The following is a 26689-nucleotide window of genomic DNA, read 5'->3' as shown; positions in this document are numbered from 1 at the left end:
TTGATTGAACTGGATTCTTTCATTTCGTCGAAGTTTGCAGCGCGATACCATTCAGATCATAAACGATTTTCCCGCCTTTGATGGTCATCTCGCATTCTAACTTTTGCTTGCCTTCCATTTTGTAGCCTGTTTTATCGTAAAAGCCAAAATTTCCTTCCCGCATGGAAAAGATAGCAACATCTGCGATAGCGTTTTCAGAAATGTGACCAAGATTTTCCCGTTTGATCACTTGTGCCGGGGCCCAGGTACTTTCTTTAATAACATTGGGTAGATCAACACCCATCAGCAGAAATTTTGACATGATACTCAGCATATCTTTCATCGAAGCATTCATGCTGCCCGTATGGAGATCTGTACTGATCGTATTGGGATAAAATCCACTTTTGACCGCCGGAATAGCCTGCGAATAATTGAAACTTGCCCCGCCATAACCAACATCAAAAATTATTCCTTTTTTTCGTGCTTCCAGCGCAAATTGTTTTACTTTTTGTGTTTTCTCATCCACGATGGTTTCTCTCGTATTTCCTTCCAGCAGCGTGTAGGCATGTGTGAAAATGTCACCCGGGCGCAGATATTTTGTGAACAAAGTTTCCAGCGAAAGTGGCGGATTATTTCCTCCAAAGTCAATCATTACCGGCATATTGGCCAACGTGCCCGCTTCGACAACACGTTTAATCGGTGTCCAGTCTGGCCCCATAAAGTGTGCGACTTTAAAACCGACGATATCATTTTTATTTTTGATCGCGACGGCCGCGGCCATTTGAGCATCCATATCACTGGTATCCTGCTCATAATTGCCACCACGCATTCCTTGTCCAACGATATTTAAAAAAGACAAAACCCGCGTTTTAGAACTTAAAATTACATTCTTTTTAAACTCAGGAAAAGATTCCCAGCCCGCTCCGCCGGCGTCTACGATGGTTGTCACGCCAACACGAAAAGTGAATCCGTCAGGAGGTACTGCCAGAAGACCATTGCTCAGATAATGGTCTGGCTGTGTACCGAAAAAAACATGGCCGTGGATATCAATGAGACCTGGTGTTACGTACATACCTTTTGCGTTCACAACCTGTTTTGCTTCCCTGGCGTCAATATTTTTTGCAACCTTCTTGACCTTTCCTTCAAAAATCCCGACATCCATGACCTCGTTCAGATTATTTTTAGGATCAATCACTGTTCCGCCCTTAATCAGTAAGCTGTACGTCTGAGCATTTACAACAAAACTGTTCAGGACTACCAGCCATAAAAATATGATGGATTTGAACTTCATTTTCATCTCATTGGGTTTAGGAATAATGTCAAAATCAAGGAAGCTTAAACGACTGCTTTCGAAAGCTCTTCTTTCAATCTTGTGGCAACAATTTTTTCTTCCCCTGGTTTAAGCATCCAGGTTGTAATTGTTAAGGTATTGTTTTCGCCTGGCATAATCTCGATCGACGGATTTCCGTTTCGAAGGTTGTCCTGCAACATTTTTACCGGCAGGTTTACCTTAGCGGCATCCCACGAAATTCTTAAAGTGGGAGTGTGGTTTCCAAGTTCTGGCGCAAAAGTTTCGACGTTGACACCTTTTATACTTTTTGCGGCATTGGCGATCAGCGCGGCGCGATCTTCCCACATTTTCCATTCTTTTTTGTGATCCATTTTGACGAAATTGTCAAGCGCAACGTACATCCCAAGAATTTCTTCTTTATTGACTTTCATACCTCTTCCTATGGTCGAGCCGCGTGGAGGCATACTTAATCTTGCCGCTTCGATCAAATGTTTTTTACCCATCAGAATTCCGGCACTCTGCGGTCCGCGCATCGCTTTTCCACCTGAAACGCAGACGAGGTCAAAGCCAAGATCATTGAATTTCCAAAGATTTTCGACCGGCGGAACGTCAGCAGCCATATCAATCATCGTTGGTATTCCATGTTTTTTGGCAACTTCTACCCATTTTTCATGCATGATCTTACCTTTGTCCGACTGGATATGTAAGAACCACATCAAAGCAGTCTTACTATTAATTGCTTTTTCCAGTTCTTCCAAAGTTTCAATCTCAATCATTTTACAACCCGTGTTGGTCAGTGCGTGGGAATATCCAATGCTATGACCTTTTTGGATAATCACCTCGGATTTCATTCCCGTGCCTTCAAGATGCGGGAGCGCTTCCACTTTCTTTTGATCCATTCCTGTCAATACCCCGGCAAGTCCAAGTGTCAAGGCAGAAAAACAACCGGCAGTAACAACGGCAGCTTCGGCGTGCGTTAATGCGGCAATTTTTTCTCCGACTTTTGTCTGAACTTCGTCCAGAATCATAAAATCTTTCGCTGCTCCCTGGATCACATCAACCACTTCGTCCTGCATTAGTGAACCGGTCATAAACGTGTAGGTACCCGCTGCATTTATAAAAGTTCGTATACCTAACTCCTTTGCCAGGTTACGAGTCGGAAGCTTGGCCGGAAATCCGATTTTCTCAATATTTCCTTCTCCCAGAAATCCTCCGAGCAGTGGAAAAGTGGATAAATGTTTAATTAAATCTCTGCGGTTTATCATAGTAAAACAGGACTGAATAAAAGTGATAAAGGTTAGTTAATAGGTTTTTAACGGATTAACAGAGATAGGATGCAGAAAATATATGTTAATACTCTTTTTAAGGAGATTATATTTTTTTGATTGTCTTAAATTATAGAATAAAGTTTGGCTTTTTAGGTTTATCAGGATTTATTGTTTTGAACTACTGCCAGAAGTGAGAGAGCCTCCCGAAATTGTATTCAGGGAGGCTCCTTTTAATCTTACTATTAATTTTTATCCCACCATAACGGTGTGCTGGCTTTGTCTGGTCCATTCAAGAGTCCAATCGCGGCTTTGACAGCTACTGTGTTGGACTGCTCTTCAAGCAGAAGGAATGGAATTCTTCTGGGATAGGAGGTGGCAGGGACATCGGCATTCACCGAGTTGACGACCGGATAAAGTTTTGGGAAGCGGCTTCTTCTGAACTCAGCCCATGCTTCCATTCCATCAGGATATAAAGCAAGCCATTTCTGCGTTCCGATTTGTTCACGTTGAATGGCTTCGGTAGCTCCCCACTTTACTGGAATGTTGGATAATGCGGGAGAATTTTGCTGATCGGCAGGTGCGGCTGGCGTTTTTGTACTTGAAATATAGGATGTAACGACCGCGCCGGTAATGCCCCAACCTGCCATTGATGCCTCGATTCCCTTTTCATAATAACTTTGAGCAGTCCCCGTACCGGCTTGCCAACCGTTCAAAGAAGCTTCGGCAAGCAGAAAATAGGCCTCGGCAGTGTGCATAATATCCTGCGGCGCAGCCAGTTGTCGGTTCCAGGACGATCCACCTCCGGTATTTGTGATCCAGCGTGTTCCTATGTTTGAGTTGTTGTCGTTGGTATTAAGCTCCTGAATTAGTTCAGCTGACCCGAGGCCATTTCTCAGTCCTTCATACGTTTTTGTTTTATAGGCGGGCTGAAAGAAAATTCCGATACGCGGGTCGTCATATCCTTTTAATACTGATTCCATGGATGCACTCATACGGAATTCTCCCCAGCCTGAGATTGTGGCCAGGCCGTTGTTGTCAACCGTCGTTTTTGTCATCAGCGCGTTATCCGCGACCTCTGTCAGTAAGCCTCCGGCAATGGCCGCTTCAGCTTCTTTTTTTGCTCTGGCCGGATCAACTTTGGAAATACGCAATGCAAGTCGCAAACGAAGGGTATTGGCAAATTTGATCCATTTGGAAACATTTCCTGCATATATAAGATCAAAGGCTCCGAAAGGTGTTTCTGCAGTTTTTCCTTTTAATACAGTAGAGGCGGCATCCAGGCGCTTGAAAAAATCATCATAGATAACATCCTGCGCGTCATATTTAACGCTGTTTGCCGGATTGCCCGCGTCAAAATAAGGGATAGGTCCGTAATAATCAGTCAGTCGGTGAAAGGCAAAAACCCACCAGACATTGGCGATCGCATTTTCCGCCGAAGTTGCTTCGGTGCTTTCAATCAGTGTTTTCAGCTGCGGAACTACCTGCGTATAAATTGGATTCCAATGTGAGTTAATCCAGGTTCTATGCATGAAGTAACGGTCCGATTGGAAGTTCGGTGTTGTTGTTGCATAATATTGTGCATACAGATCAGCAAAAAGATTCTGCGCCGTTTGATAAGTTCCCGCCGAATAAGACGCCTGTTGCTGCGCTCTGGCAAACAGATAAGGCAAATCCGTAGCACTGAGGGAAGTCAGGGCAATTTTGCTGGTGTTTATCTCTTCGAAATCGCCTGTGCAACTGTTTAATAAACTTCCTGTTGTGCCTGCCAGGAGACCAATAAATGACATCCGGACTATTTTTTTATATGGTATTTTCATCGTTGTCTAATTTTTTAACTGAACTATTTTTTACCGGATCAGAAGCTTAATTTTAGATTAACACCCAATGATCTTGTGGAAGGGAGCGAACCGTATTCGGAACCCTGATAATTTCCGGCCCCAAGATTCACATCAGGATCAAACGGCAACTTGCGTTTCGACAAACCTGGGATATCCATGATTACACTTCCGCGATACAGGAAAAACAGGTTTCGTGCGGTAAGGGAAAGGCGCATGTTTTTGATGAATGAATTAGGAGGTGTCGGAATGTTATAACCCAAAGTCGCTTCTCTTAAACGAAAATTCGTTGTTGAATAGGAAAAGAATTCTCCCCAGGTATAACGTCCCTGTGAAACTGTCTGCCAGAAATTTTCTGCATTTACAGCAGTCGTGTTCTCAGTCTCAGTAACCACACCAGCCGCATTTTGAACAACTGCCGGCAACACCCAGCCTCCATCACGGTACTCGGTTGTATACTCTGAAGTCCCATCGTATGCCAGGTTTCCATCGGTGCCTGAGGTCATTACTCCGCCCACACGTCCATCGATCAGAAAGCTCAAAATGAAGTTTTTGTAGCTGAACGTGTTGTTGAAACCAGCCGTAAATTTAGGGTTGAAGTTTCCAATTTTCTTGAACTCACTAACAACCGGAAGCCCTTTTTCATTGACTACAAATCTGCCGTTTGCATCGGTTTTCCAGCCATAAGCTTCAAGATCTCCATAAGACCCGCCTTCGGCAACGACTGCCGTTGTGGTACGGGTATTTCCTCCTAATGTCGCTTTTTTGATGTCTGGATGAAGCTCGATAATCTTGTTTATATTCCGGGCAAAATTTAAAGTAGCATCCCAGGTTAGCGATTTGCCTTTGAGCGGACTTGCCGAAAGTGTGAATTCAAACCCCTTGTTGTTGATCTTTCCTGCATTGACAAACTGCTCTGCGAATCCGGAAGCGGGAGCCAATGGGAGACGAAGCAACTGGTTGACGGTATTGCTGTTATAGTAAGTAAAGTCAACTCCAAGCAGACCTTTGAACAGCCGGAGATCCAATCCGAATTCAGTAGATGATGAAATTTCCGGTTTGAGGTTATCGGCCGGTCTTATGGTACTTCTTGAAATAAATCCGGCATTTCCGCCTTGCTGGTTAAAGTTGTAGGTTTGTGAAAGTCGGTAGGGGTCAGTGTCGTTTCCTACCTGCGCCCATGAGCCCCTCACTTTCGCGAAACTGATCCATTCCGGCAATTTCATCGCTTCTGACAATATGAAGTTTGCCCCAAAAGCTGAGTAGATATAGGAATGAGGAGCTGGCAGGGTCGAAGACCAGTCGTTGCGTACCGAAGCATCAAGTGTCAGGTAATCACGGAATGAGATCGAGGCAGTACCGAAAACATATTGCAGTTCTTTTTCGCTGTAATCGGTCATTCTGACCAGAGAGGATCCAAATGCCAGGTCATAACGATTCGGTATGGAAAGTGTGAATGAACCTGCGCCGACCTGAGAGAATTTCTGGTATGTCGAACCCGCACCGAAGTTGTAGGTCAATGCGAAATCTTTACCGATGTTATTATTTCCGGAAACAATCAGGTCCATGTTTCTTTCCAATTGCTCATTATTCCAGTCGTAGTATGAACCTCCGTTACCTGCAAACAAAAGTGTATTGTTAGCAAAACCGCGGTTGAAACGGTCTGCGTACCAGTCATAGCTGATCCGTCCCTGTATATTCAGCCAATCGGTGATCTGGTATTTTGCAGACCCGAGAGCGATCACACGATTTCTTTTTTCTGTTTCAAAAGTACGGTTGATCGTCCAGTATGGGTTCATATAAATCCCTGCCGAGCTCCCCCAGTACGTCGGTTTTCCGGCCTCGTTTTCAAAGTTTTTGTATTCGTTCAAATCGACACTTCTCGGAACTTTGTATAAGTTCATCATCACAGAGCTCTCTTCTCCTGATCTTGGTTTGTTTTCAATTTTTTGATTTACATAAGTGATCTTTGCATCAGTCGAAAACTTTTTCGTGATCTGCGTATTAATACGCAGATTCATGGTATGCCGCATCAAATCATTATTCGGGATTATACCCTGGTTAAAATTATTGGTATATGACATGTAGGTCTGCACCTTTTCGCTTCCGGCTGAAACGCCAAAAGAATTGTTAGCAGAGATTGCATCCCTGAAAAAGCTTTTAACATTGTCCGGGTAGGTCGTGGCAGGTGCTCCCCAGCTAAGCAATGAATTAGGTGTTGAAACACCTGCTCCGCCCTGGCCATAAGTATTCTGGAATTTCGGCAGCAAAAAAGGCGTTTCCACAGCAATTCCGGAATTGATATCCGCTGAAACCTTGCCAGCCTTACCTTTTTTAGTGGTGATCATAATGACACCGTTGGCAGCACGGCTACCATAAAGTGCAGATGCAGCCGCACCCTTTAATACGTTCATCGATTCTATATCGTCAGGATTAATATTTGAAGCTCCGTCACTTCCGTTTATTCCTCCAAAATCGCTGCTCACCTGGTTTCTTACGGTGTTATCTACCGGAACTCCATCAATGACGAATAACGCGTTATTATTTCCGGTGATTGAGCGGTTTCCACGCAGTACAACCCGTGTAGCCGAACCAGGTCCTGACGAACCCTGAGTAACTACGATACCGGCAACTTTCCCAGAGAGTGTATTAACAAAATTGGCATCCCGAACATCGGCAAGCTGTTTTCCGCTGATCTGTTGCGTTGCATAGGTCAGTGTTTTTGCATTACGTTCAATTCCCAAAGCGGTTACAACCACCTCTCCCAATTGTTTTACATCGTCCAGAAGAGTTACATTAATAACGGTTTGCCCATTTAACGTGATTTCCTGTGTTATATACCCAATGGAAGAAAAGATAAGAACGGCATTATCCTCGGTAACATTCAGCAGATATTTTCCCTCTGCATCAGTTGTGGTTCCAAGGGTTGATCCTTTTATCAAAATGTTCGCGCCTGGGATTCCGGAGCCTTGGGAGTCCTTAACAAAACCGGAAATTTCTTTAACTATTGCCTGACTGGTAGATGGCTGAGTTGAAGTTTTGGCCGATTTATTTTTAGTAACAGGTTTATCGTTGATAATGATGTTGTTATCAACTTGTACATAACCGAGTCCGGTGCCATCCAGAATCGTTTCCAGTACTTCTTTTACACTTTTATTTTCAAGTGCCACATTGATTTTTTTCTTCTTGTCTATTCGTTCAATGCTGGCAATAAATTTGTATTCACTTTTTTTCTCAATCGCAAGGAATACTTTCTGGAGCGTAGCTTCTTTGAGGTTTATAGAAATCCTGACTTCTTCTACTCCCTGAATTGAGCCGGCCAGAACGGCAAAAGAATGCTGAGTGATAAATAATAAAGCCATCACAAATGCAAAGGGTTTCCTGCGCCATAAATATGGCAGTTGGTGACGTAATAGTCTGTTCATACGCGCTTAATTGAAAGGTTAAAATGATTTAGGTGGTGGTAAATTCTTATATTTAAACTGTTTACTGGTGGTATAATTTGATATGAAAAATAATCATAACGACTTTTGCCAAAACGTTGTTATTTACAAACTCCGCCCCTGATTATCACCTGTTTTCCATCAATCGAATAACTGAACTGATTTGAGATACTCAACAATTTTAACACGTCATCGAGTGATGCATTTTCATTAAAACTTGCCATAAGCCTACACTGACCAAATTCTTTATTCGCCAATCGTATCTCAACGTCGAAACTATCTTCCAGCCTGGAAATGACTTCGGCGTAGGTATTGTTTTGAAAGACCAACAGGTTTTTTCTCCAATTTCCGATACTGGATGCGCTAACTATGTCTATAAACGTTTCACCTTTTTCTGTATTAATAACCAATTCTTGTCTTGGCATAAGCTGAGTAATACGGGTCGGGTTTCCCCTGGCAATTTCCTTACTCACTTCAACTTTTCCGGTTGCAACGGTTACAGAAGATATTTCATCAGTTTTATATGCTTTGACATTAAATGATGTCCCCAGAACCTTTGTCGATACTTTGTTACAACGAACTACGAAAGGGCTGCCTGCATCCGGAATTACTTCGAAAAAAGCTTCACCTTCCAGAAAGACTGTTCTTTCAATTTTATTAAACTGCGCAGGGAATATGAGCCTGCTATTTTTATTTAACCAAACCTTCGATCCATCGGGTAGCAAAAAGGTTAAAATCTGATCGTTGCCACTGACCTTTTGGATAGATACAATGGGTTGGATCTGTAAACCGACCATCTGCCTTCCTAGAAACAAATTAGCGAACCCGATCAAAAAGAGCACACTGGCTGCGATGAGCAAAGGAAATACCCTGTTGTATTGCTTCTTTTCCGCAAGCGTATCCTTACCAGATTCTTCCGTTTCAAATATGCGGGCATTCAATTTATCGATGCCTTCTTCCGGATTGAATTCTTCACGACAATCAAAATTCAACTGCTTTTGCCAGGCAGTTTCTATTTGTTGAAACAATATTTCATTGTCAATGTCTTCAAGCCACCATTCCATAGCGAGCTTTTCATCTTGACTACATTCGCCAGCTAAGTATTTGGCGATTAATGCCCATGGAATATGATCCGACATGAAATTTTATCCTTTCAAATATGAAGACAAATAAAAAATGGCGATACCCTCATCCTTTCAAAATATTTTTTATTCCTGATATGCTTTTTGCAGAGATTTCAACTGTTTAATGGCTTTACCCATTTGATTTTCTACTGTTTTAGAAGAGAGTGAAAGAATTTCAGCAATTTCGGTGTAAGTGAAACCCTCAAACCGGTTAAGCTGGAAAATAGCTTTACGTTTTTGAGGCAGAAAATTAATAAGGTTTGTCAGGCGTAGTTCAAGTTCATGGTACATAAAAACTTCCTCCGGGCCAGGGTTTTCTTCAACGAGATCATCGCTTAAATCTACCATGACCAGCTTTTCCTGTTTCATGTAGTTAATCGCAGTATGACGCGTAGCCATAAAAAGATACGATTTTAGATTTTTTTCAACGGCTATCGTTTCGCGTTTTTCCCATATCCGAAAAAAAACATCAGCAACGATCTCTTCAGCAAGGTCATTCCGACTGGTAAGGTAAGACGCAAATTTGCAGAGCGAGTTATAATATTTTTTAAAGAGAAAATCCAGAGCACGTTTATCCCCATTTTTAATGAGCGAAATTAAGAAGAGGTCATCTTGACGGGTAATCATAATGCGGTCGCTTAGGTTGAAATCGGACAATCTAACAATCTTTCTATTTCCAGGAGTGACTTGGTGTATATCAGCGTTTTATTCTTCTGACTGTTTAACTCGTCTATACGTTGATTCTTATATTTAATTTTGCATTTTTCATATTTTGAAAAATTAAAAAGTATTATTTGATAAAATTAAAAAACCAACTGTTAATTTATATATTTTTTAAAAAATATTCTTGCAATTGATGATGATTGACTAGATACACTCGCCTTCTGGTGCATTGAAATGTTGAACTTAAAATAAAAAAAAGTCCGGCTGAAAATCAACCGGACCTTTTTACTGCCTTCGAATTATTATTTTAAAAACAGTTGCTTCACGCAAACGGGAGTCGGTATACTGATTTCTTTTCCGGTATAAGTCAACATTCCAGTTTCACTATTTCTTTTAAAGAATACAACATTATTATTGTCACGGTTCGTAACGTAAACCAGTTCACCTTTCTCATCTACAAGAAAATTCCGAGGATGTTTTCCCTGTGTTTCAGGATATCCGACAGGTGTTAATTTGCCGGTTTTAGCATCAACCGCGTAAACGACAATGCTCTCATGACCCCGGTTTGATGCATACAAAAACTTGCCGTCCGGAGAAAAATGGATATCTGCTGCAAAGGTTTTTCCTGAAAAATCCGCTGGTACCATACTGACGCGTTCCAGGGGAATCAGTGCACCGGTATTTTTGACAATTTGGAAGGAATTGACAACAGAAGTTAATTCACATGCCGAATATCCAAAATTCCCGTTCGGGTGAATGGCAAAATGGCGTGGACCATCGCCTGTCTTTACCTCAGCATAAGGAACAGCTGCGGGAGTAAGTTTTCCGGTTTTCTGGTCGACCAGGTAAACCATTATTTTATCGATTCCCAGGTCGGACGCATATATAAATTTGCCATCTGCGGATGGAATAACCGAGTGCATATGTGGTTTCTGAGAGCCTGTTCCTTTGTCCTGAATAGCGTCTGCAAGCTCACCAATACTGCCGTCTTTATTCAAAAGATAAACAGTTAGTTGGCCACTGCCATAATTAGAAACATAGATGAACCGCCCTTTCGGATCTATGCTGACGTGACACGGGCCTTTCCCCACAGAAGATTTTTCGTTGATCAGCGTCAGTTTCGCAGTTTTCTGATCGATCTTATATGCAGAAATTGTGTGGTTGTCTTCATTCGCGGAATAGAGGAATTGCTTGTTAGGATGAAATTCTAAAAAGGAAGGACTGTTTTTGTTTGTAAAAATCTGCAATTCCTTGTAAGAAAAGTTACTTCGGTCAAATTCATAAACATATATTCCTTCGCCTTTTTGAGTATACGTTCCGACGTAAAGTATTTCCCTGGTTTTCGGAGTTTGTGCCAATGTCATCATTGCCGAAAGTAAACAAATTAAAGAAAATGTTATTTTTTTCATGTTGCTTATTCAAATACTAGAGTTCCAAATTTGTTGAATTCGTGAAAACTTCCGCCCGTTTTTTTCCAGGAATAATAGGCAGTTTCGGAATCATAATCTATTCTGTAAAAATTTCCTCTCCATTTGGTGCCCGATTTTGGAGGAGACTGAACAATCGGATTCATCAGCGTGTATGGAATAAAAAACTCAGCTTTCCAGCCTTCAACCGAAGCCATGCTTTTCTTCTGTCCACCTTGTGCGCTGGTTTCATGCTGAACCCGGTTTGTTTCATTATAAAACCAAGGCTTCCAACCCTGCATTTTTCCATTCAAATTCGGTACAAGGATTGCAAGTTCATAATTGAGCGGTGATATTTCATATTCCAGATAAATAGGTTCGGAGGTATCAGGCCATAGAAAAACCTCTACTACATCTTCTTTGAACAAAGTGCCAAAATCCTCCATAATCGTGGAAGTAAGTTTTTTATCAGTACAGTCGAAAAGGAAGTAAACGCCTTTGTCGGAGTAAAGCATTTTTACTTTTGTCGGGAATGCTTTTCCGGGTATCGATTGTTTTGGACCAGTTTGAACATGCAGGTCAACCCAATTTGTCGCCGACCAGTTTTTGGCATTTCCTTCACCGTTGACTTTAAAGTCGCTGGTTTTTTTGATAATAAGCGTAGAATCCTGCGCTGTTGCGGAAAAATTATTCAGGAAAACAGTCCCGGCCAGCATAAACAGGGAAGCAATTTTTTTTAACATTTTGAACGGTTTTAGGAATAAGGAAAATACAATCTTACCTGACGTTTAAAGTATGGATCGATTGCGGGAATTTGATTTAGTCATAGCAATTTCATTACGTTTTGAGAGATTACCAAATGATAGTGAAAATGCAAAAATCAAAATCTGACGTTTTCGCTGCGCGTATGTTCTACAAGAACGGAAAAATCTCTACACAAAAATTGTATGTCCGGCAGGTATATAATCAGGAACGATTATTTAAAAACCATCTCTAAATAAGTTTAGTAATCAACATCTTAAACTGAAAATATCATGATTAGCAAGAGAAAAGAGCCAGATGTGTTGACCAGAAGTAAGCCAATTTTAGACGCGCCAATCTTCCCTGATTACCCGACGAATACACCCGAAGGCCGGTCACCAAAAGACGATCCTGATTTGTTGAGAAAATCTGATGAGGATGATGATGTCACCGTAACGAATGAATTCGGAGATGAGGATACAGATCATCCGGATGAGGAGAAAGTGAACTAATCCAGACCATATATTTTTGAAATATTAAAGCTTAGTGAGGAGCCTTCCAAGAAATTGGAGGGCTTTTTTGTTTTGGGTATGAGTATCGAAAGGGATTTTGTTGCTTATGCTCCTAATTCCTGCCAACGGCAATCCATTTCAGTTTTAAAATTTACTCATCATTTTCTGACCAATGTCTAAGCCTGACGACAATGTCACACAAAGCATCACCAAGGTGATCGCTGCCTCCTCTCTGGGAACATTAATTGAATGGTACGATTTCTATATATTTGGCAGCCTTGCTGTTATCATCGGGAACCAGTTATTTCCGAGTGACGCTGGTGCCTCGGCGTTGATTAATACCCTTGCAATTTTTGCGGCCGGTTTCATTGTCAGACCTTTCGGTGCATTGGTTTTTGGCAGACTTGGAGATTTGATCGGCAGAAAATATACCTTTCTATTGACGTTGGTTTTGATGGGAGGTTCTACGTTTTTGATCGGACTTATTCCTTCTTATTCCAGCATCGGTTATGCCGCGCCTATCCTGGTTTTAATCCTTCGTCTGGTGCAGGGTTTGGCACTTGGCGGCGAGTATGGAGGAGCTGCAACTTATGTGGCAGAACATGCTCCTCCGGGCAGGCGTGGATTCTTTACCAGCTGGATACAGACAACCGCGACACTTGGACTATTCCTTTCTCTTGGCGTGATCGTAGGAACAAAAAATATTCTTGGCGCAGAGGTTTTTGCAGATTGGGGATGGCGGATTCCTTTCCTGCTTTCGATTTTGTTGGTCGGTGTGTCGATCTATATACGGATGAAAATGCATGAGTCTCCCGTGTTCACAAAATTGAAATCCGAAGGTAAAATTTCTGCCAATCCATTAAAAGAAAGCTTTCAGAAAAAAGCGAATTTTAAGATGGTATTACTTGCACTTTTTGGCGCGACAATGGGGCAGGGGGTGATCTGGTATACGGGTCAGTTCTACGCGCAGTCTTTTTTAGAAAATACTTGTAAACTGGATTTTAACGAATCCAGGTATATACTTTTATGGGCGATTTTATTCGCAACGCCGTTTTTCGTTGTGTTCGGTTCATGGAGTGATAAAGTTGGGCGGAAATGGATTATGCTTTCAGGCATGTTGCTCGGAATCATTTTTTATCGGCCGATTTATCAATATTTTATCGATGCGACCAATGTTAAGGAGTTCCAAAAGACCGAGTTATTGTCAACTTCTGAACCCGTTGTTACCAGCAAATTTATTGCAGAGACGGCTGATTCTGTTTTCACCTCTACGGTTGTAAAAACACTCAAAAGCGGAGGTGCTTTTAAAGAAGTAACAGTTGAAACGGTTCATGCCGACAAAACCCGCAACGAAGAAGAACCTAAAATCTCCTACGCTGACGTTACACTATCTTCAACTACTTATTGGATTATTATTGGATTGGTGTTTTTTCAGGTATTGCTCGTAACCATGGTTTACGGCCCGATTGCCGCATTTCTGGTCGAGTTATTTCCAACACAAATACGCTATACATCGATGTCTCTTCCGTACCACATAGGTAATGGCGTCTTTGGAGGACTGGTACCTTTTATCGCGACATTGGTGGCATCTTTTCAAGGATCCACGCCGCTTTCAGGTCTGTGGTATCCGATCGGAATTGCTGCCCTTTCCTTTGTAATCGGAGCGGTTTACATCAATAACAAAGGCGACCAGGAGGTCGTGGATTAGGGAGTAACTACTTTGCTTTAAAGTTTAAATCTGAAATTACAGACATAGAAAATATGAACGCATTAAAAAGAATTTTAGGTATTGTTTGGATCGTGCTCGGACCAACTTTGATTTTATTTCTTGTTATGCAGGCGTTAGAAAAAATTAATGCCGCAGCCGAAGGAATTGCGCGAACCAATACGACCTTGCAGTGGTCAATTATCATTATTATCTTCATTCCAATTTGCGCAGGATTGGTGATTTTTGGGTACTACGGTGTAAAGGGAGAATACGACAGATTGCCTCAAAGTTCGGAGGATCTTTAAATGAAATACTGATAAAATGGCAATTTAACCCCTGGCAAATACGGCGGCAAAAGTAAAAACTTCTTCTTTTTAATTCAGGTTTGTTATATTTATTGTAAAAGTAAATATTGTCGAAAAGACCCTCGGGTTCACGACTGATCAACAAACCTGAAACATGAAAGATGAAGTTTTTATTCTTGCTGCGGCCCGCACGCCGATTGGTAGCTTTGGCGGCACACTATCCACAACCCACGCGGCTAAACTTGGTGCTGTTGCGATAAAGGGCGCAGTTGAAAAATCTAAAATAGATCCTGAATCAATTCAGGAAGTGTATATGGGGAATGTAATTTCTGCAAACCTCGGACAGGCGCCTGCGCGTCAGGCGGCGATTTTCGCCAATCTATCTCCTAATGTTATTTGTACTACGGTTAACAAAGTTTGTGCTTCCGGTATGAAAGCAATCGTTCTGGGCGCGCAGGCTATTCAGCTTGGTGACGCGGATGTCGTGGTTGCCGGTGGAATGGAGAATATGTCTCAAATTCCATATTATTTACCAAAGGCCAGAAACGGTTATGGATATGGAAATGGTGAAATTGTGGATGGGTTAACTAAAGACGGTTTGAGCGACGCATACGATCAAAATGCGATGGGGCTTTGCGGAGATAGAACTGCTTCGAAGTACGAGATTTTACGTGTGCAGCAGGATGAATTCGCAATCAGTTCCTACAAGCGAAGTGCTGTTTCGAGCGAAAAGGGTTATTTCAAAAATGAGATTGTTCCCGTTGAAATAATTTCTCCCAAAGGCGGTGTATCAACCTTTATGGAAGATGATGAAGAATTCAAAAGAGTGAAATTTGATAAAATTCCTTCCCTGAAACCAGTGTTTTCTTCTGACGGAACAGTTACAGCGGCAAATGCTTCGACCATTAATGATGGGGCTGCGGCCCTTGTTCTTGCCGGCGCAGAGATTGTTGCAAAGCAAGGTTTGAAGCCAATTGCTAGGATTGTTGCTTATGCAGACGCGGAACAAGATCCTGCCTGGTTTACAACGACGCCCGTTTTAGCAACGAATAAGGTGTTGAAAAAGGCAGGTTTGGAATTATCTGATATAGACTATTTTGAGGTCAACGAAGCATTTGCTGTCGTTGCGCTTTACTATATCAAAGAACTTGGGCTGGATCTGGACAAAGTAAATGTTTTCGGCGGGGCTGTTTCATTGGGACATCCGCTTGGCGCTTCCGGTGCGAGAATAGTCACAACTTTGCTTTCTGTTTTAGAACAAAAAAATGGAAGGTATGGTCTTGCTGCGATCTGTAACGGAGGGGGAGGAGCTTCTGCGATTATCGTGGAAAGGATATAACAGATTTTCAGATTCGTATCAAACTTAAAAACCTCAAAACGGTGGATTTTTTAAAATCATCATTTTGAGGTTTTTATATATTGTTAGTCTAAACATCTATCGGATCAAAACTTTTAAACGGTTGTAGAAGCCAGTGCTCTTAAAGGTGAAAGTTTTATGCAGGATATAATTGCTGATGAAACTGAAACCCATCCCAACGATATAACAGGCCATTTCATTTACATTCACATACTTTTTTGACCAGGGTAACAGGAAGTTATGCTGGTCAAAATAATTGTCGGAGATGTAATAGGCACCGGTGGAAAATATATAGGTTACAAATCCTGAAAACACAGCAACCATCAGAAATTTTACCATTTCTCTTCTGGTCTGGTTGGTCTTTCTGGCATTAAAAGCGAATAACTTTGTTAATGCAAAACCTACCACAAACGATGCTGCATAAGCAGGTAAAATGGATTCCTGGAATGTCAGGCCAAACCAATCTTTGAATAAACTACTGCAGAGCAATTGAACAACTGCCCCTGTCCCGGCTACAAGAAAATACGCTATTAAGTCTTTGGAATTAAAGATTTTACTCTTTGTCTTATCAACCACCGGGCAAATTTTTAGTTTGTAATTAAGGAAATTTAGGTCAATATTAGAAATAAATTGATCCTGAAACAAAGGCGGGGACATATTTTGATTAAAAGGAAACAATCAATACTTCATCTGTACCAGAAATATATGTTACTAAAATTTAACTTAATCGTCTAAGAAAATATGCTATCCGACGAAGCTCTGGCGCGGTTTTAATCCAATATCGATATGCCCGCTTTGCTTCAAAATAGAATTGTGAGTAACCCATTTTTAATATAATTCAAACACGTTTATGAAAAGATTACTTTTACTCTTCGCTTTTATTTTCACTTTTTCAATCGCCAATGCCCAGCCGGAAAAATGGGCGCTTGGCTTCAAATTAGGAGAACCAGTTGGTGTGGTGCTTCGAAAATACGGTGACAGAAATGCCCTTGATATTACCGTTGGAACCTATACAGGGTTGTTAAAAAGCACTAATGCGTACAGAGAAGGTAAATATTCCGATATCGGATTTATGGTTAATGGTACCTATTTGTGGTTGGTCCCGATGTTCAATGACAGAATGCAAGCTTATGGAGGAGTTGGTGTGCAAATCAATTCCCGAAGATACTTTCCGGATATTAATTCCAACGTTCATACAAACAATATTTCAACAGGCCCATCCTTTACCGGCGGTTTGGAATTTTTCTTTGCACAAAAGCCGACATCATTTTTTATAGAGGGCGGTGGGTATATCGAATTACTTCCAAAAGTATTTTACTTTAATCCAAACCTTAATATTGGGTTAAGACATAATTTTTAATCCCTATCACGATGCAACGGATATTTACTTTTATCTTCCTGATTTTAGCTGCCTTGCTGAATTTTTCCTGTGCGAATTTAAAAAGCAGTTTAAGCAAATCAGATTCTTCTGCTTCTCGGGACTATTCCAGTCGGACGACTTATGCAAGTTATCCCAGAGATTCTGCCACTGTTGCGAAAACATCTACGTCCTATGACACAAGGAAAACGGATGAAAGGAACTTAAATGCTGAAATCAAAAATGAGAGCAGAGAAATCGGAACGCCAGCGATGGATCAAAATTTGTTGACTCAATATTCAGAAATGGACAAGGTCGCCGATCGGATTCTATATGAGCTTGAAATAAATGAAAGGCAAAAAGTAAGTTTACTGGATCGTTTCAAGTCTGCATCATCCAATGAGAGAGAAAATATAAGTCAGGAATTAAATAAGCTTGATGCAAACCAGTTAACGTTATACAAAGCTTATGTTCATGTTTATAAAGACGGAAAATCTAACTGGCCCGCTGTTCGAAAAAGCGTTGAGGATACGCTTTTAGGCCTTCGGGGAATCGGAAATAAATAAAAAAACGGCTGCTTCATATTTAATAGAGGCAGCCATTTTCTTTTACCAGTTTGCTCCTTTGGTACTGGTTTTAATCCTGCACAAATATCCGTCGACTGTCATGTAGAGCGTCGAGCCGTCGTTTCCCCATGCACAGTTTGATGCAATTTCAAGCGTTTCTATTTTGCCTAATAATTTCCCTTCCGGTGAAATAATTAAGATCCCGCCAGGTCCGGAAGTCCAGATATTACCTTCAATGTCCAGTTTTAATCCATCAGGTAATCCCAGGAGACCGGTTTTGCTCATCGGAGTCGCATCGTAGAAAAGTTTTCCTTTGCCAACCGAACCATCTGCCAGAAGCGGATATGACATCAGAATTGCCCTTTCAGGATCTGACTGGCTGACATAAAGTGTTTTTCCGTCGGGTGAAAAAGCAAGTCCGTTGGGTCTGGACAAGTCATTTATAACCATCCTTGTTTCGCCTTTAGGGGTGATCTGGTATACGCCGAAATAGGGAATTTCCCTGGTCGGGTCCTTTTCGTGTTTAGCCAAACCGTACGGAGGGTCTGTGAAATAGTAACTTCCATTACTGATATGTTCAACGATATCGTTGGGACTGTTAAAACGTTTTCCCTCGAAATTATCTGAAAGTGTTATTTTTCCGCCGTTTAATAAAGGCATCGCAGAAATTCTTCTGTCGCCGTGTTCACAGGAAATCAGTCTTCCTTTTTTATCGATGATCAGCCCGTTACTTCTGGGTTCATTACTGTATGCACCCATTCCTGTATATCCGGAGGGTTTTAAAAAAACAGAAAGTTCATTTTTCTCGTCCCATTTATAAACCGTGTTTTTTGGTACATCAGAAAATAACAAATAACCACCGTCTTTTACCCAAACCGGCCCTTCGCACCAGTCGAATCCCATAGCCAAAACTTCCAGTTTGGAATCTTTGGGTAAAAGTTTTTCAAATTTGGGGTCGCTGTAAGCAACTTTTCCCAAAGTCGGATAGGCTTTCTGCGAATAGACTGAAACGGATATGGCCAGCAGCAGACTGGATAATAGAAAATATTTTTTCATGGACGGGAAAGATCTGTTGTAAGATACTAATCCAATATAAAGAAGCTTATGTGGGCATTACTACTGCTAACCGGTTTTATTCAGCAAAAGGAGCGGGTGATTTTGCCAAAATTATACTGCAAAACGGAGCCAACTCCACGCTATCGTCGATTTCAGTGACAAGGTTGTTGGTTGAAAAAAGTACATTCCTGAAATCTCTCTTGCTTTCCGGAAGTTCAATATTTTTCGGGTGTTCATTCAGGTTGTGAATAACCAGAACCGGATCAGTTTCATGCGTGCGGACAAAGGCAATAATCTCATTGTCCAGCGATTTCACTGCTTCAAGGTTTGGGTTGATAATCTGGGCCAGTGCCGGCGTCGCTTTTCGGACAGTGATTAATTTCTTGTAATGATTGAATATTGAATTCGAATCATCTTTTTGTTTTGATAACGGCGCAAAGTTCTTCAAAGTAGAAAATTCAGCTTGAAGCCAGTTTGTTTTATCCGGGTCATTTTCTTGCTCGGACCATAAAAACGGTTCCCGGATGTACGGATCTGGTTTTGTTCCTAACATACCAATTTCCTCTCCATAATAAATATAAGGCTGCCCGGGCAAGGTCAGCAGCAGACAAGCAGCCAGTTTTATTTTTTCATGATGATTGGCTACCACACTACCAATTCTATCCTGATCGTGATTGGTCAGCATAGTGGCATCAACAAAATTGGGATTATGAGGCCGGAATTGTTCATAGCTGTTAAGGAGTTGCTGAACAATATTTTCATCTCTGCCCTGGATCACAATCCGCTGCAATGCGAAACTGAGGTCAAAATGAAATGTGGCATTCAGGTTTTCGAGATATGGAGCAACCTCCCAGGTTTCTGCCCAAACTTCGGCGACGGTAAATGTGCCCGGTTTTATTTTCTGAACCACTTCATTGAAAAACTTCCAAAAATCATGATTTTTCTCTTTTTCCCAAATCGGATAAATATGCCTCGCTGCATCCAGTCTGAAACCATCAATTCCGACTTCTTTCAGCCAAAATGTTATTATTTTTTCCAATTCCGATTTTAGGGCTTCGGAGCTGTAATTAAGGTCGGGCATACCTTTCCAGAAAAGACCATAATATTTTTCAGGATCGCCTTCAACAATGTGCCATGGGTAAACCTCATCCGAATCATCGGAGGTCTGCCTTTCTGCAATGCCCAATTCTTCAATTTTCTGAGGGGATAACCACCAGTAAAAATTACGGTAGGGATTTGATGTTCCCTTGCTCGCCTCCACAAACCATGGATGGTAGGTGCTGCTGTGGTTCACGATCAGGTCAAGATAGATAACAATATTTCGTTTTCGCGCTTCGGATAACAATCTCTTGAAATCTTCCATCGTCCCAAATTCCGGCTCGATACCGAAGTAATCAATGGGATCATATTTGTGATAACTCGGTGACGGATGGATCGGCGTCAGCCAAATTCCTTCGATTCCCAGCTCTGCCAGATAATCCAGTTTTGAGATTATTCCATTCAGATCACCTATGCCGTCACCGTTCGAATCGCAAAACGAGCGAACGAATATTTCGTAACAGACACGGGGAATGAATTTTGGAAGGGCTGGTTGCATCAGATTTACAGAATAATAAAAGGCTTTAAAAGCTGGTAGACGTGATGAACGGGCAACCCCATAATCGTATAAAACGACCCTTCGATCTGTTCGATACCTACCATGCCGATCCATTCCTGGATACCATAACCGCCAGCCTTGTCGAACGGCTTATAACGTTCAATGTAATGCTTTATTTCTCTTTTTTCAAGTAAACGGAAAGTCACTTTTGCAGTGTCGGAAACGGTGTAGATACTGTCTTCCGACAATAAACTTACTGCGGTGATGACTTCGTGAGTTGTTCCCGACAGCATATTCAGCATGTAAAATGCTTCATCGTAATCTTTTGGTTTGTTAAGAATGATATCATCAATGATCACAACCGTGTCCGCTGTCAATACCAGTTTATCCGGATGTAACGCACGGAACATCTCCGCTTTTTGGCTAGATATATAACCAGCAACTTCACCGGTTGGCATATTTTCAGGAAAACTTTCGTCAGTCGGGATAACTTCTACCGAAAAAGCAAATCCTGTTTCTTGTAATAACTGTTTTCTGCGGGGAGAATTTGAAGCGAGAATTAATGGCCTCGATAATTGAAACATAAAATATTTAATAAAAGAACTCGAATTAACTGTTTGATAATAAAGGTATTATTTAGCGCATCAAACGATTTGTAAAAATTATTTTATTTATTTTTTACAAACCGGAACTTAACTTGCTTGAATAGATGTTTCGACATTATATGTATATACATGGTATTACATGAAATGAAATAAGCTATGTCAATTGAAACCGATATAAAACAAAAAAAATTTCGAAGTCCCTATCAGCGACTTGGCCTGAATCTGGTTTATACCAGCAACTGGATCCAATATCAGCAGATGGATATCTTTCGGGAGCATGATATCACTTCTCAGCAATTTAACGTTTTGCGCATCTTACGCGGGCAGCATCCAAGCCCGATCAAAGTTAGTGATATTGCTGAGCGCATGCTTGACAAAAATTCAAATACTTCCCGTTTGATAGACAAATTGCTGGTTAAAAAACTGGTAGACCGGAAATCATGTCCAAACGACCGTCGCGCCGTTGATGTGGTTATCACTGAAACCGGGCTTGAACTTTTGAAAAATCTGGATCCTGAGATTGAAGCATGGGAAAAAAATCTGGCCAGAATAACACCGGAAGAGGCTGATCTGATCAGTTCATTACTGGATAAATTACGTAATTCTTAAAACAACAATAAAACAATAACAATCAATTTAATTTTAATCATGACTACAATGAATTCTTTAAAATCGTTTGCTGCTTCTGTTGCAGTTTCTTTGTTTGCATTTACTGCTGTTAACGCTGCTGACGGAAAAGTGAAAGCTACAAATCTTAAAGTGGATGCTTCTAAAAGTGAATTAGTTTGGACAGGTAAAAAAGTAACTGGCGAGCATACTGGTAAAATTGCGTTGAAAGAAGGTACTGTTACTATGGACGGTGCAAAATTGACAGGTGGTAAATTCGTTGCTGACCTTACCAGCATTACCAATACAGACCTTACGGATAAAGAATATAACGGAAAATTGATCGGTCACTTGAAATCTGAGGATTTCTTCGGTGTTGAAAAACACCCAACTGCTACTTTCGTAGTTACAAAAGCGGTTGCAAAATCTGCTGGTACTTATGACGTAACTGGTAACCTTACAATTAAAGGAATTACAAAACCTGTAACGTTCCCTGTAACTGTAAAACCAACTGCGAAAGGTGCTGATGTAACTGGTAAACTGGTTGTTGACCGTTCGAAATACGACATCAAATACAACTCGAAATCTTTCTTTGACGCTGCTGCCCTTGGCGACAAAATGATCAATGACGATTTCACAATCGACGTTAAATTGGTTGCAGTTAAATAATTGCTGTCAACAAGAAATTAGAATAACCCTCTTTTTGAAAGCCTGCCGACAAATTTGTCTGGCAGGCTTTTCTTGTTTGTTTAATATTATATCAATTCCATTCGCGGTAAAAAGGAAAATCATCCAGAAATTTTATCGATCCTTCCTGTGTCTTGAAACAATAATGGCTCATGCCGTTTGTGACAGCCAGGTACGTCGGCTGCAATGTAAAGTTATAGCGGCTGATCTGGGCAAAAGTGGTCTCCGTAACAGGAATGAAAGGCGCTTTACATTCTACTAAAAGGAAAGGCAAGCTTTCTTTTGATAAGATCATAATATCAGTCCTTTTCGCCAGCGTGTGATAACGCATACCTGTTTCAACTGCAAAAAGTGACTTTGGGTATCCGTAATGGTTTATTAACAAATGAATAAAATGTTGACGAACCCATTCTTCAGGCGTTAGGGATACAAATTTTCTTCGTATAATGTCAAAAATATGTGGTTTGCCGTTCACTTCTTTAACTTTATATTCGAAAACGGGCAGATTTAATGATTCCATAAGCGAAGATACTCATCACATCCACCTAAGCCAACAGACATAACAAAATGATGACTACAAAAGAACAAATCGTAGAAAACTGGCTTCCGCGTTATACGGGTACAGCCGTGGAAGACTTTGGAAGTTATATTTTACTTACCAATTTTTTTAATTACGTAACCATGTTCGCCGAGAAATTCGGGGTGGAAGTAAAGGGACATGGAAGGGCGATGCAAACGGCTACGGCCAACGATATTACCATTATTAATTTTGGTATGGGGAGTCCGATGGCAGCAACTGTGATGGATTTGTTGTCAGCGATCAGTCCAAAAGCCGTTCTGTTTCTTGGGAAGTGCGGAGGACTGAAAAAAACGCAGGTCGGTGATCTAATTCTTCCGATTGCGGCAATTCGCGGAGAAGGAACCAGTGACGATTACATGCCAAGCGAAATTCCGGCGCTGCCGTCATTCCGTCTTCAAAGTACAGTTTCGGCCAGTATTGCTAAACACAATATGGATTATTGGACCGGAACAGTTTATACTACGAACCGTAGAATCTGGGAGCACGACGATACTTTTAAAGAATATCTGAGAGAAATCCGCGCTATGGCCATTGATATGGAGACCGCCACGATTTTTATAGTTGGGTTTGCAAACTCCATTCCACATGGTGCCTTACTGCTCGTTTCAGATAATCCTATGGTTCCGGAAGGTGTGAAAACAGAGGAAAGCGATAAAAAAGTAACTGCGGATTATGTCAAGGCCCACCTTGAAATTGGTATCGAGGCATTAACAGAGCTTGCGAGATCAGGTGAATCCGTGAAACATTTACGGTTTGAATAAAAGCGTTTGTTTATTTCTTATGACCGGAAATTTTCGTGTTATCCAGAATTACCAAAACCCAATCAGTTCCCGGCCCAGCGGCATAAGGCTTAAACTCAGATGTCTGATCTCCTTTGACCTCTCCGATTTTAATTCTTGTTTCGTCTCTTGGATTAAACCAATAGGCGTAAAATGAATTTCCGGAAAGCTTGGTCATATCAATTTTAAACGAACGGCCGTAGGGAGTATAGGCGATCAAAAAATCTTTATTTTTAGAAACCGCAGCAATCTGAAAACCCGCATCTTCCGGGTTTTCATTTTTAATGACCGACTGATCAGGTACAAGATTTTGCCAGGGAAATGACTTGAAAAAATTCTTCATATATCCCATTTGATATGCTCCCGGAAGATCCATCGCAGTTTTCCAGTTTGTCCGGGCAGCCGAGACTGGAGCATTCCGGTCATCGTTAAAGAATTGCCAGATATCATGGCATCCGTAGGTGTGTCCGCAAGCCCCGGAAAGTACAGCCCAATAGGCTGCCTGCCTCGTGTCAAAGTCATTGAAATAACCCAGTTCCGGTTTCCAGTTTATCGGATGGTCTTCATACCGGGGCTCGCCGTCCAGTGTGGGTTTAATTGGGGCTAAATTATAATCATTGCGGATCATCTGGTAGTTTTTGATATCCTTGCCGCCATGCCCGGATTGGAACATATTGAGATTCAACCAACTTTCCTGATGAAAGTATTTTGATGAAAAATCCGCACCCATTGGATGATAAGTGATAAGCTGCTCGTTCCCAACAACACTTTTTATACCTGCTGCCATTGCCTGGATAATCGCCGTATGTTTTTCACTTTCAGGACTTCTGTCACCCCCTAAAATCCAGATTATATTTTTGGCTTTAAATTTTTTTGCAAGATATACTCCGTAAATTCTTGCGTTTTCGGGAGTGAAGATTTCAGGGCCAATTCCCCATTTTTTATTAAACTTATCCCCCCAGGTCGGTAAAAGTCCAACATACATTTGAAGGCTGTTTGCCTTGTCTATCACGCTCCCAACATGTTTGAAATATAATTCATTGGGTTTTGTGGGATCGTTATTGATAAGCGGCAATTGTTTTTGCTGATCCGGTTGGTTTAATCCGTCAAATTCTGCCAATAGGACACATTGGATAACATTGTAGCCCTTGTGCGCCCGGTTTTTGAGATACATTTCGGCTTCCGCAAAATCCAGTCGGTGAAACAATTCCCACGCGGTATCGCCCAACCAGAAAAAGGGTGTTCCGTCTTCCTGTAAGATATGTCTGCTATCCTTTGGAATAAGTAGTTTTTGAAGCTTTGCAGTATTTGCCGGAGTTTTCTGGGCAAAATCTGGAAACCCGATTTGAAGGCAAAAAATGAAAAAAATAAATTTCTTCGTCATATTTGTTTCGTTCAGGTTGTGTTTGAAAAAGTGATATTCTGATATAGAGCTGTTAAACAGTATCACATAAACTATAAAGAAACTACTGTTGTTCTGTTACTCTGAATGTGTTGATATTTATTGTTGCTTAATAACTGTTAAGCGGAAGATGTTTTGGAAAGTGATTAAATTGAATTTGTAAAATGGAGAATGCATCGTTATACGACAGGATTGGAGGCGAAGAAACTTTAAGAGCATTAACGGACAGCTTTTATGATTTTGTCTTTGAACATGAATTGATTGCACGACTTTTCAAGAGCGACAAAGACGAAATAAAAGAAAAACAACGGCTTTTTCTTACCCAATTTTTGGGTGGTCCGGGCTTATATTCTGAGGTTTACGGTCACCCGAGACTACGTGCCCGCCATATTCCTCATCCGATCGGTGAAGAAGATGCAATTGCCTGGCTGACTTGCATGGACAAGGCCATTTCGACTTTGCCAATAAGTGATGATCTTAAAAAGGAGCTGTTTAGCCGCTTTCCTCAGTCGGCCATGTTCATGGTAAATAGCTGATTTTTACGGTATTTAGCTGTTTTTTTAACCTTAATTTTGGAAATTAAGGTTTTGTTGATTTATTTAACTCATTGATAATAAGATTATTATTGAAATTGTTAGTAATATTTGTTACAATTATTATTAACAATATTTACTATTTCAATAATTTTTAGACTATTTTTGATCTAAAATTATCCTCCTTCAATCTATATAATTCTTGAAAACGTATATATTTCATATACGTGGTCTACCCATCCTACGAATACTTTCTCACAAGTAAATCTTCTCTATTAAGATGAATAGTGTTGTTGAATTTTTTTTACGCAGCTTAGTGGCAGTCGTCTGGTTAGCAGCATTGGTGATTACCACAATCTTGCTTGCTCCTGTGCATCTTATCGTGATGATCGCCTCCTCGGTGTTTCAGAAAACGAATGTCCAGTCGCAATGGGTGTGGTGAAAGCCTGGTAGCTTCTCATTGTTACAAATTAAGTGAATCAGTAAAGATCGTGGTCTAGAAAAACTGACCAAATTCAGAATCTATTTGGAAATATTTAACACCATAAGCTTGCATTTTTTTGCAGTCTGATTTGGCCTGTTGATACATATCCGCCTGGTTTTTGTAATGATATTTATTCATGGCAGCAACGACCATTATTTTTTCATTTTCTGCCCAAACGACATCTTCCCGGAATAAGTTGGCCGGGCGATCAAACAGGAAATAATGATCAGGACTATAATCCTTCCTCTTTTTATTTTCTTCCAGCTGCTTCCGCGTGCAGCTTAATTTGACTTTTCCGGTAAAAAACTCAGTCGATTCTTCTGTTCCGATCATGAGTGCATTTTTACGTAGATCATATTTGTCAAGCAACGCAATAAGCTGGTTGAAAAGCGTGATATCCAGACCTTCAATTTTATTGTCTAGCATTACTTCTAATTTGTTGGATTGACAAAAACTGAAAATATCCTCCAATTTTAACGGAACATTCTGATCAACTTTACTCGATAACTTTTTAATTTCTGACCAGTTCGTTTCCGTGACCTTTCCAGGGAAATTATAGTATCGCGAAAAATTAGCGTCATGATTTGTAAGTAAAATTCCATCTTTGCTTCTACGCATGTCAATCTCAACCATGGTATATCCTGCTGCGGCCGCCTTTTTCAGTGCCGGGAGTCCATTTTCGGTGTAAGTGGTGTCAACAATCCCTCCACGATGGGCGATAAGTTTCCAATCGGATTGTCCCAGACAAACAGAGAGCTGGAAAATGAAGCTGAGTAAAAATAGCGTTGTTTTAGATGACATTATT

At 41.0% G+C, this 26689-nt stretch carries 25 protein-coding genes; 10 read left to right on the top strand and 15 right to left on the bottom strand.

Going from position 1 to position 26689, the window contains the following annotated elements:
* Window positions 1-19 precede the first annotated feature (19 nt).
* The 8 genes from AC1XUO_RS11825 to AC1XUO_RS11790 form a co-directional block, all read right to left on the bottom strand.
* Entirely contained in the window at window positions 20-1270 is a 1251-nt protein-coding gene (locus AC1XUO_RS11825; protein ID WP_483330400.1) for an amidohydrolase/deacetylase family metallohydrolase, read from the bottom strand.
* 44 nt (window positions 1271-1314) lie between these two features.
* Window positions 1315-2535: an aminotransferase class V-fold PLP-dependent enzyme gene (locus AC1XUO_RS11820; RefSeq protein WP_483329997.1), complete on the bottom strand. Its 1221-nt coding sequence runs from the start codon at window positions 2533-2535 to the stop codon at window positions 1315-1317.
* A gap of 245 nt (window positions 2536-2780) precedes the next feature.
* A complete protein-coding gene (locus AC1XUO_RS11815; protein ID WP_483329996.1) occupies window positions 2781-4355 on the bottom strand; it encodes a SusD/RagB family nutrient-binding outer membrane lipoprotein in 1575 nt (524 codons plus the stop codon).
* A gap of 38 nt (window positions 4356-4393) precedes the next feature.
* Window positions 4394-7798 (bottom strand): SusC/RagA family TonB-linked outer membrane protein, encoded by a 3405-nt coding sequence (locus AC1XUO_RS11810; RefSeq protein ID WP_483329995.1) that lies wholly within the window; start codon window positions 7796-7798, stop codon window positions 4394-4396.
* A 119-nt stretch (window positions 7799-7917) separates the two neighbouring features.
* Window positions 7918-8955 (bottom strand): FecR family protein, encoded by a 1038-nt coding sequence (locus AC1XUO_RS11805; protein WP_483329994.1) that lies wholly within the window; start codon window positions 8953-8955, stop codon window positions 7918-7920.
* Between the two features lie 69 nt (window positions 8956-9024).
* On the bottom strand, window positions 9025-9567 hold the full coding sequence (locus tag AC1XUO_RS11800) for an RNA polymerase sigma factor (RefSeq protein ID WP_483329993.1): 543 nt from the start codon (window positions 9565-9567) through the stop codon (window positions 9025-9027).
* 338 nt (window positions 9568-9905) lie between these two features.
* Window positions 9906-11012 (bottom strand): lactonase family protein, encoded by a 1107-nt coding sequence (locus AC1XUO_RS11795; protein ID WP_483329992.1) that lies wholly within the window; start codon window positions 11010-11012, stop codon window positions 9906-9908.
* Between the two features lie 5 nt (window positions 11013-11017).
* Window positions 11018-11752, bottom strand: a complete 735-nt coding sequence (locus AC1XUO_RS11790; protein ID WP_483329991.1) for a carbohydrate-binding family 9-like protein — start codon at window positions 11750-11752, stop codon at window positions 11018-11020.
* Between the two features lie 291 nt (window positions 11753-12043).
* Between AC1XUO_RS11790 and AC1XUO_RS11785 the strand changes: the two genes are divergently transcribed.
* The 4 genes from AC1XUO_RS11785 (at window position 12044) to AC1XUO_RS11770 (ending at window position 15614) form a co-directional block, all read left to right on the top strand.
* Window positions 12044-12262, top strand: a complete 219-nt coding sequence (locus AC1XUO_RS11785; RefSeq protein WP_483329990.1) for a hypothetical protein — start codon at window positions 12044-12046, stop codon at window positions 12260-12262.
* A gap of 172 nt (window positions 12263-12434) precedes the next feature.
* The gene (locus AC1XUO_RS11780; RefSeq protein ID WP_483329989.1) at window positions 12435-13970 is read left to right on the top strand and encodes an MFS transporter; all 1536 of its coding nucleotides are present in this window, start codon (window positions 12435-12437) and stop codon (window positions 13968-13970) included.
* Between the two features lie 53 nt (window positions 13971-14023).
* Window positions 14024-14275, top strand: coding sequence for a DUF6814 family protein (locus AC1XUO_RS11775; protein ID WP_483329988.1), 252 nt, complete (start codon window positions 14024-14026; stop codon window positions 14273-14275).
* 154 nt (window positions 14276-14429) lie between these two features.
* On the top strand, window positions 14430-15614 hold the full coding sequence (locus AC1XUO_RS11770; protein WP_483329987.1) for an acetyl-CoA C-acyltransferase: 1185 nt from the start codon (window positions 14430-14432) through the stop codon (window positions 15612-15614).
* 96 nt (window positions 15615-15710) lie between these two features.
* Here the strand turns inward: AC1XUO_RS11770 and AC1XUO_RS11765 are convergent, their stop codons facing one another.
* On the bottom strand, window positions 15711-16289 hold the full coding sequence (locus AC1XUO_RS11765) for a GtrA family protein (RefSeq protein WP_483329986.1): 579 nt from the start codon (window positions 16287-16289) through the stop codon (window positions 15711-15713).
* 193 nt (window positions 16290-16482) lie between these two features.
* Between AC1XUO_RS11765 and AC1XUO_RS11760 the strand changes: the two genes are divergently transcribed.
* Together AC1XUO_RS11760 and AC1XUO_RS11755 are read left to right on the top strand one after the other, a co-directional pair.
* The gene (locus AC1XUO_RS11760) at window positions 16483-16992 is read left to right on the top strand and encodes a hypothetical protein (protein WP_483329985.1); all 510 of its coding nucleotides are present in this window, start codon (window positions 16483-16485) and stop codon (window positions 16990-16992) included.
* Window positions 16993-17003: 11 nt separating this feature from the next.
* The gene (locus AC1XUO_RS11755) at window positions 17004-17555 is read left to right on the top strand and encodes a hypothetical protein (RefSeq protein WP_483329984.1); all 552 of its coding nucleotides are present in this window, start codon (window positions 17004-17006) and stop codon (window positions 17553-17555) included.
* Window positions 17556-17597: 42 nt separating this feature from the next.
* Here AC1XUO_RS11755 and AC1XUO_RS11750 read toward each other — a convergent pair whose 3' ends face one another.
* The 3 genes from AC1XUO_RS11750 to AC1XUO_RS11740 all read right to left on the bottom strand — a co-directional run bounded on the left by AC1XUO_RS11750 (window position 17598) and on the right by AC1XUO_RS11740 (window position 20792).
* Complete coding sequence (locus AC1XUO_RS11750) at window positions 17598-18611, bottom strand: SMP-30/gluconolactonase/LRE family protein (protein ID WP_483329983.1); 1014 nt, start codon at window positions 18609-18611, stop codon at window positions 17598-17600.
* A 76-nt stretch (window positions 18612-18687) separates the two neighbouring features.
* Window positions 18688-20208: an alpha-amylase family glycosyl hydrolase gene (locus AC1XUO_RS11745; RefSeq protein WP_483329982.1), complete on the bottom strand. Its 1521-nt coding sequence runs from the start codon at window positions 20206-20208 to the stop codon at window positions 18688-18690.
* A 5-nt stretch (window positions 20209-20213) separates the two neighbouring features.
* Window positions 20214-20792: a Maf family protein gene (locus AC1XUO_RS11740; protein ID WP_483329981.1), complete on the bottom strand. Its 579-nt coding sequence runs from the start codon at window positions 20790-20792 to the stop codon at window positions 20214-20216.
* A 177-nt stretch (window positions 20793-20969) separates the two neighbouring features.
* Between AC1XUO_RS11740 and AC1XUO_RS11735 the strand changes: the two genes are divergently transcribed.
* The gene (locus AC1XUO_RS11735; protein WP_483329980.1) at window positions 20970-21422 is read left to right on the top strand and encodes a MarR family winged helix-turn-helix transcriptional regulator; all 453 of its coding nucleotides are present in this window, start codon (window positions 20970-20972) and stop codon (window positions 21420-21422) included.
* Window positions 21423-21470: 48 nt separating this feature from the next.
* Entirely contained in the window at window positions 21471-22088 is a 618-nt protein-coding gene (locus tag AC1XUO_RS11730; protein ID WP_483329979.1) for a YceI family protein, read from the top strand.
* 91 nt (window positions 22089-22179) lie between these two features.
* On the opposite strand, the gene AC1XUO_RS11725 is transcribed toward AC1XUO_RS11730, so the two are convergent.
* Window positions 22180-22626, bottom strand: a complete 447-nt coding sequence (locus AC1XUO_RS11725; protein WP_483329977.1) for a type I restriction enzyme HsdR N-terminal domain-containing protein — start codon at window positions 22624-22626, stop codon at window positions 22180-22182.
* 50 nt (window positions 22627-22676) lie between these two features.
* Between AC1XUO_RS11725 and AC1XUO_RS11720 the strand changes: the two genes are divergently transcribed.
* On the top strand, window positions 22677-23447 hold the full coding sequence (locus AC1XUO_RS11720; protein WP_483330399.1) for an AMP nucleosidase: 771 nt from the start codon (window positions 22677-22679) through the stop codon (window positions 23445-23447).
* Between the two features lie 10 nt (window positions 23448-23457).
* On the opposite strand, the gene AC1XUO_RS11715 is transcribed toward AC1XUO_RS11720, so the two are convergent.
* The gene (locus tag AC1XUO_RS11715) at window positions 23458-24849 is read right to left on the bottom strand and encodes a glycoside hydrolase family 140 protein (protein ID WP_483329976.1); all 1392 of its coding nucleotides are present in this window, start codon (window positions 24847-24849) and stop codon (window positions 23458-23460) included.
* Between the two features lie 182 nt (window positions 24850-25031).
* On the opposite strand from AC1XUO_RS11715, the gene AC1XUO_RS11710 reads away from it, so the two are divergent.
* Window positions 25032-25403 carry a globin domain-containing protein gene (locus AC1XUO_RS11710; protein ID WP_483329975.1) on the top strand — a complete coding sequence of 124 codons (372 nt, stop codon included), beginning with the start codon at window positions 25032-25034 and terminating at the stop codon, window positions 25401-25403.
* A 493-nt stretch (window positions 25404-25896) separates the two neighbouring features.
* Here the strand turns inward: AC1XUO_RS11710 and AC1XUO_RS11705 are convergent, their stop codons facing one another.
* The gene (locus AC1XUO_RS11705) at window positions 25897-26685 is read right to left on the bottom strand and encodes a glycerophosphodiester phosphodiesterase family protein (RefSeq protein ID WP_483329974.1); all 789 of its coding nucleotides are present in this window, start codon (window positions 26683-26685) and stop codon (window positions 25897-25899) included.
* Window positions 26686-26689 lie beyond the last annotated feature (4 nt).

The organism is Dyadobacter sp. HNCC25DJ186, assembly GCF_056895235.1.
Note: the sequence above shows the minus strand (reverse complement) of the source record. Positions and strands in the feature narration are given on the sequence as shown.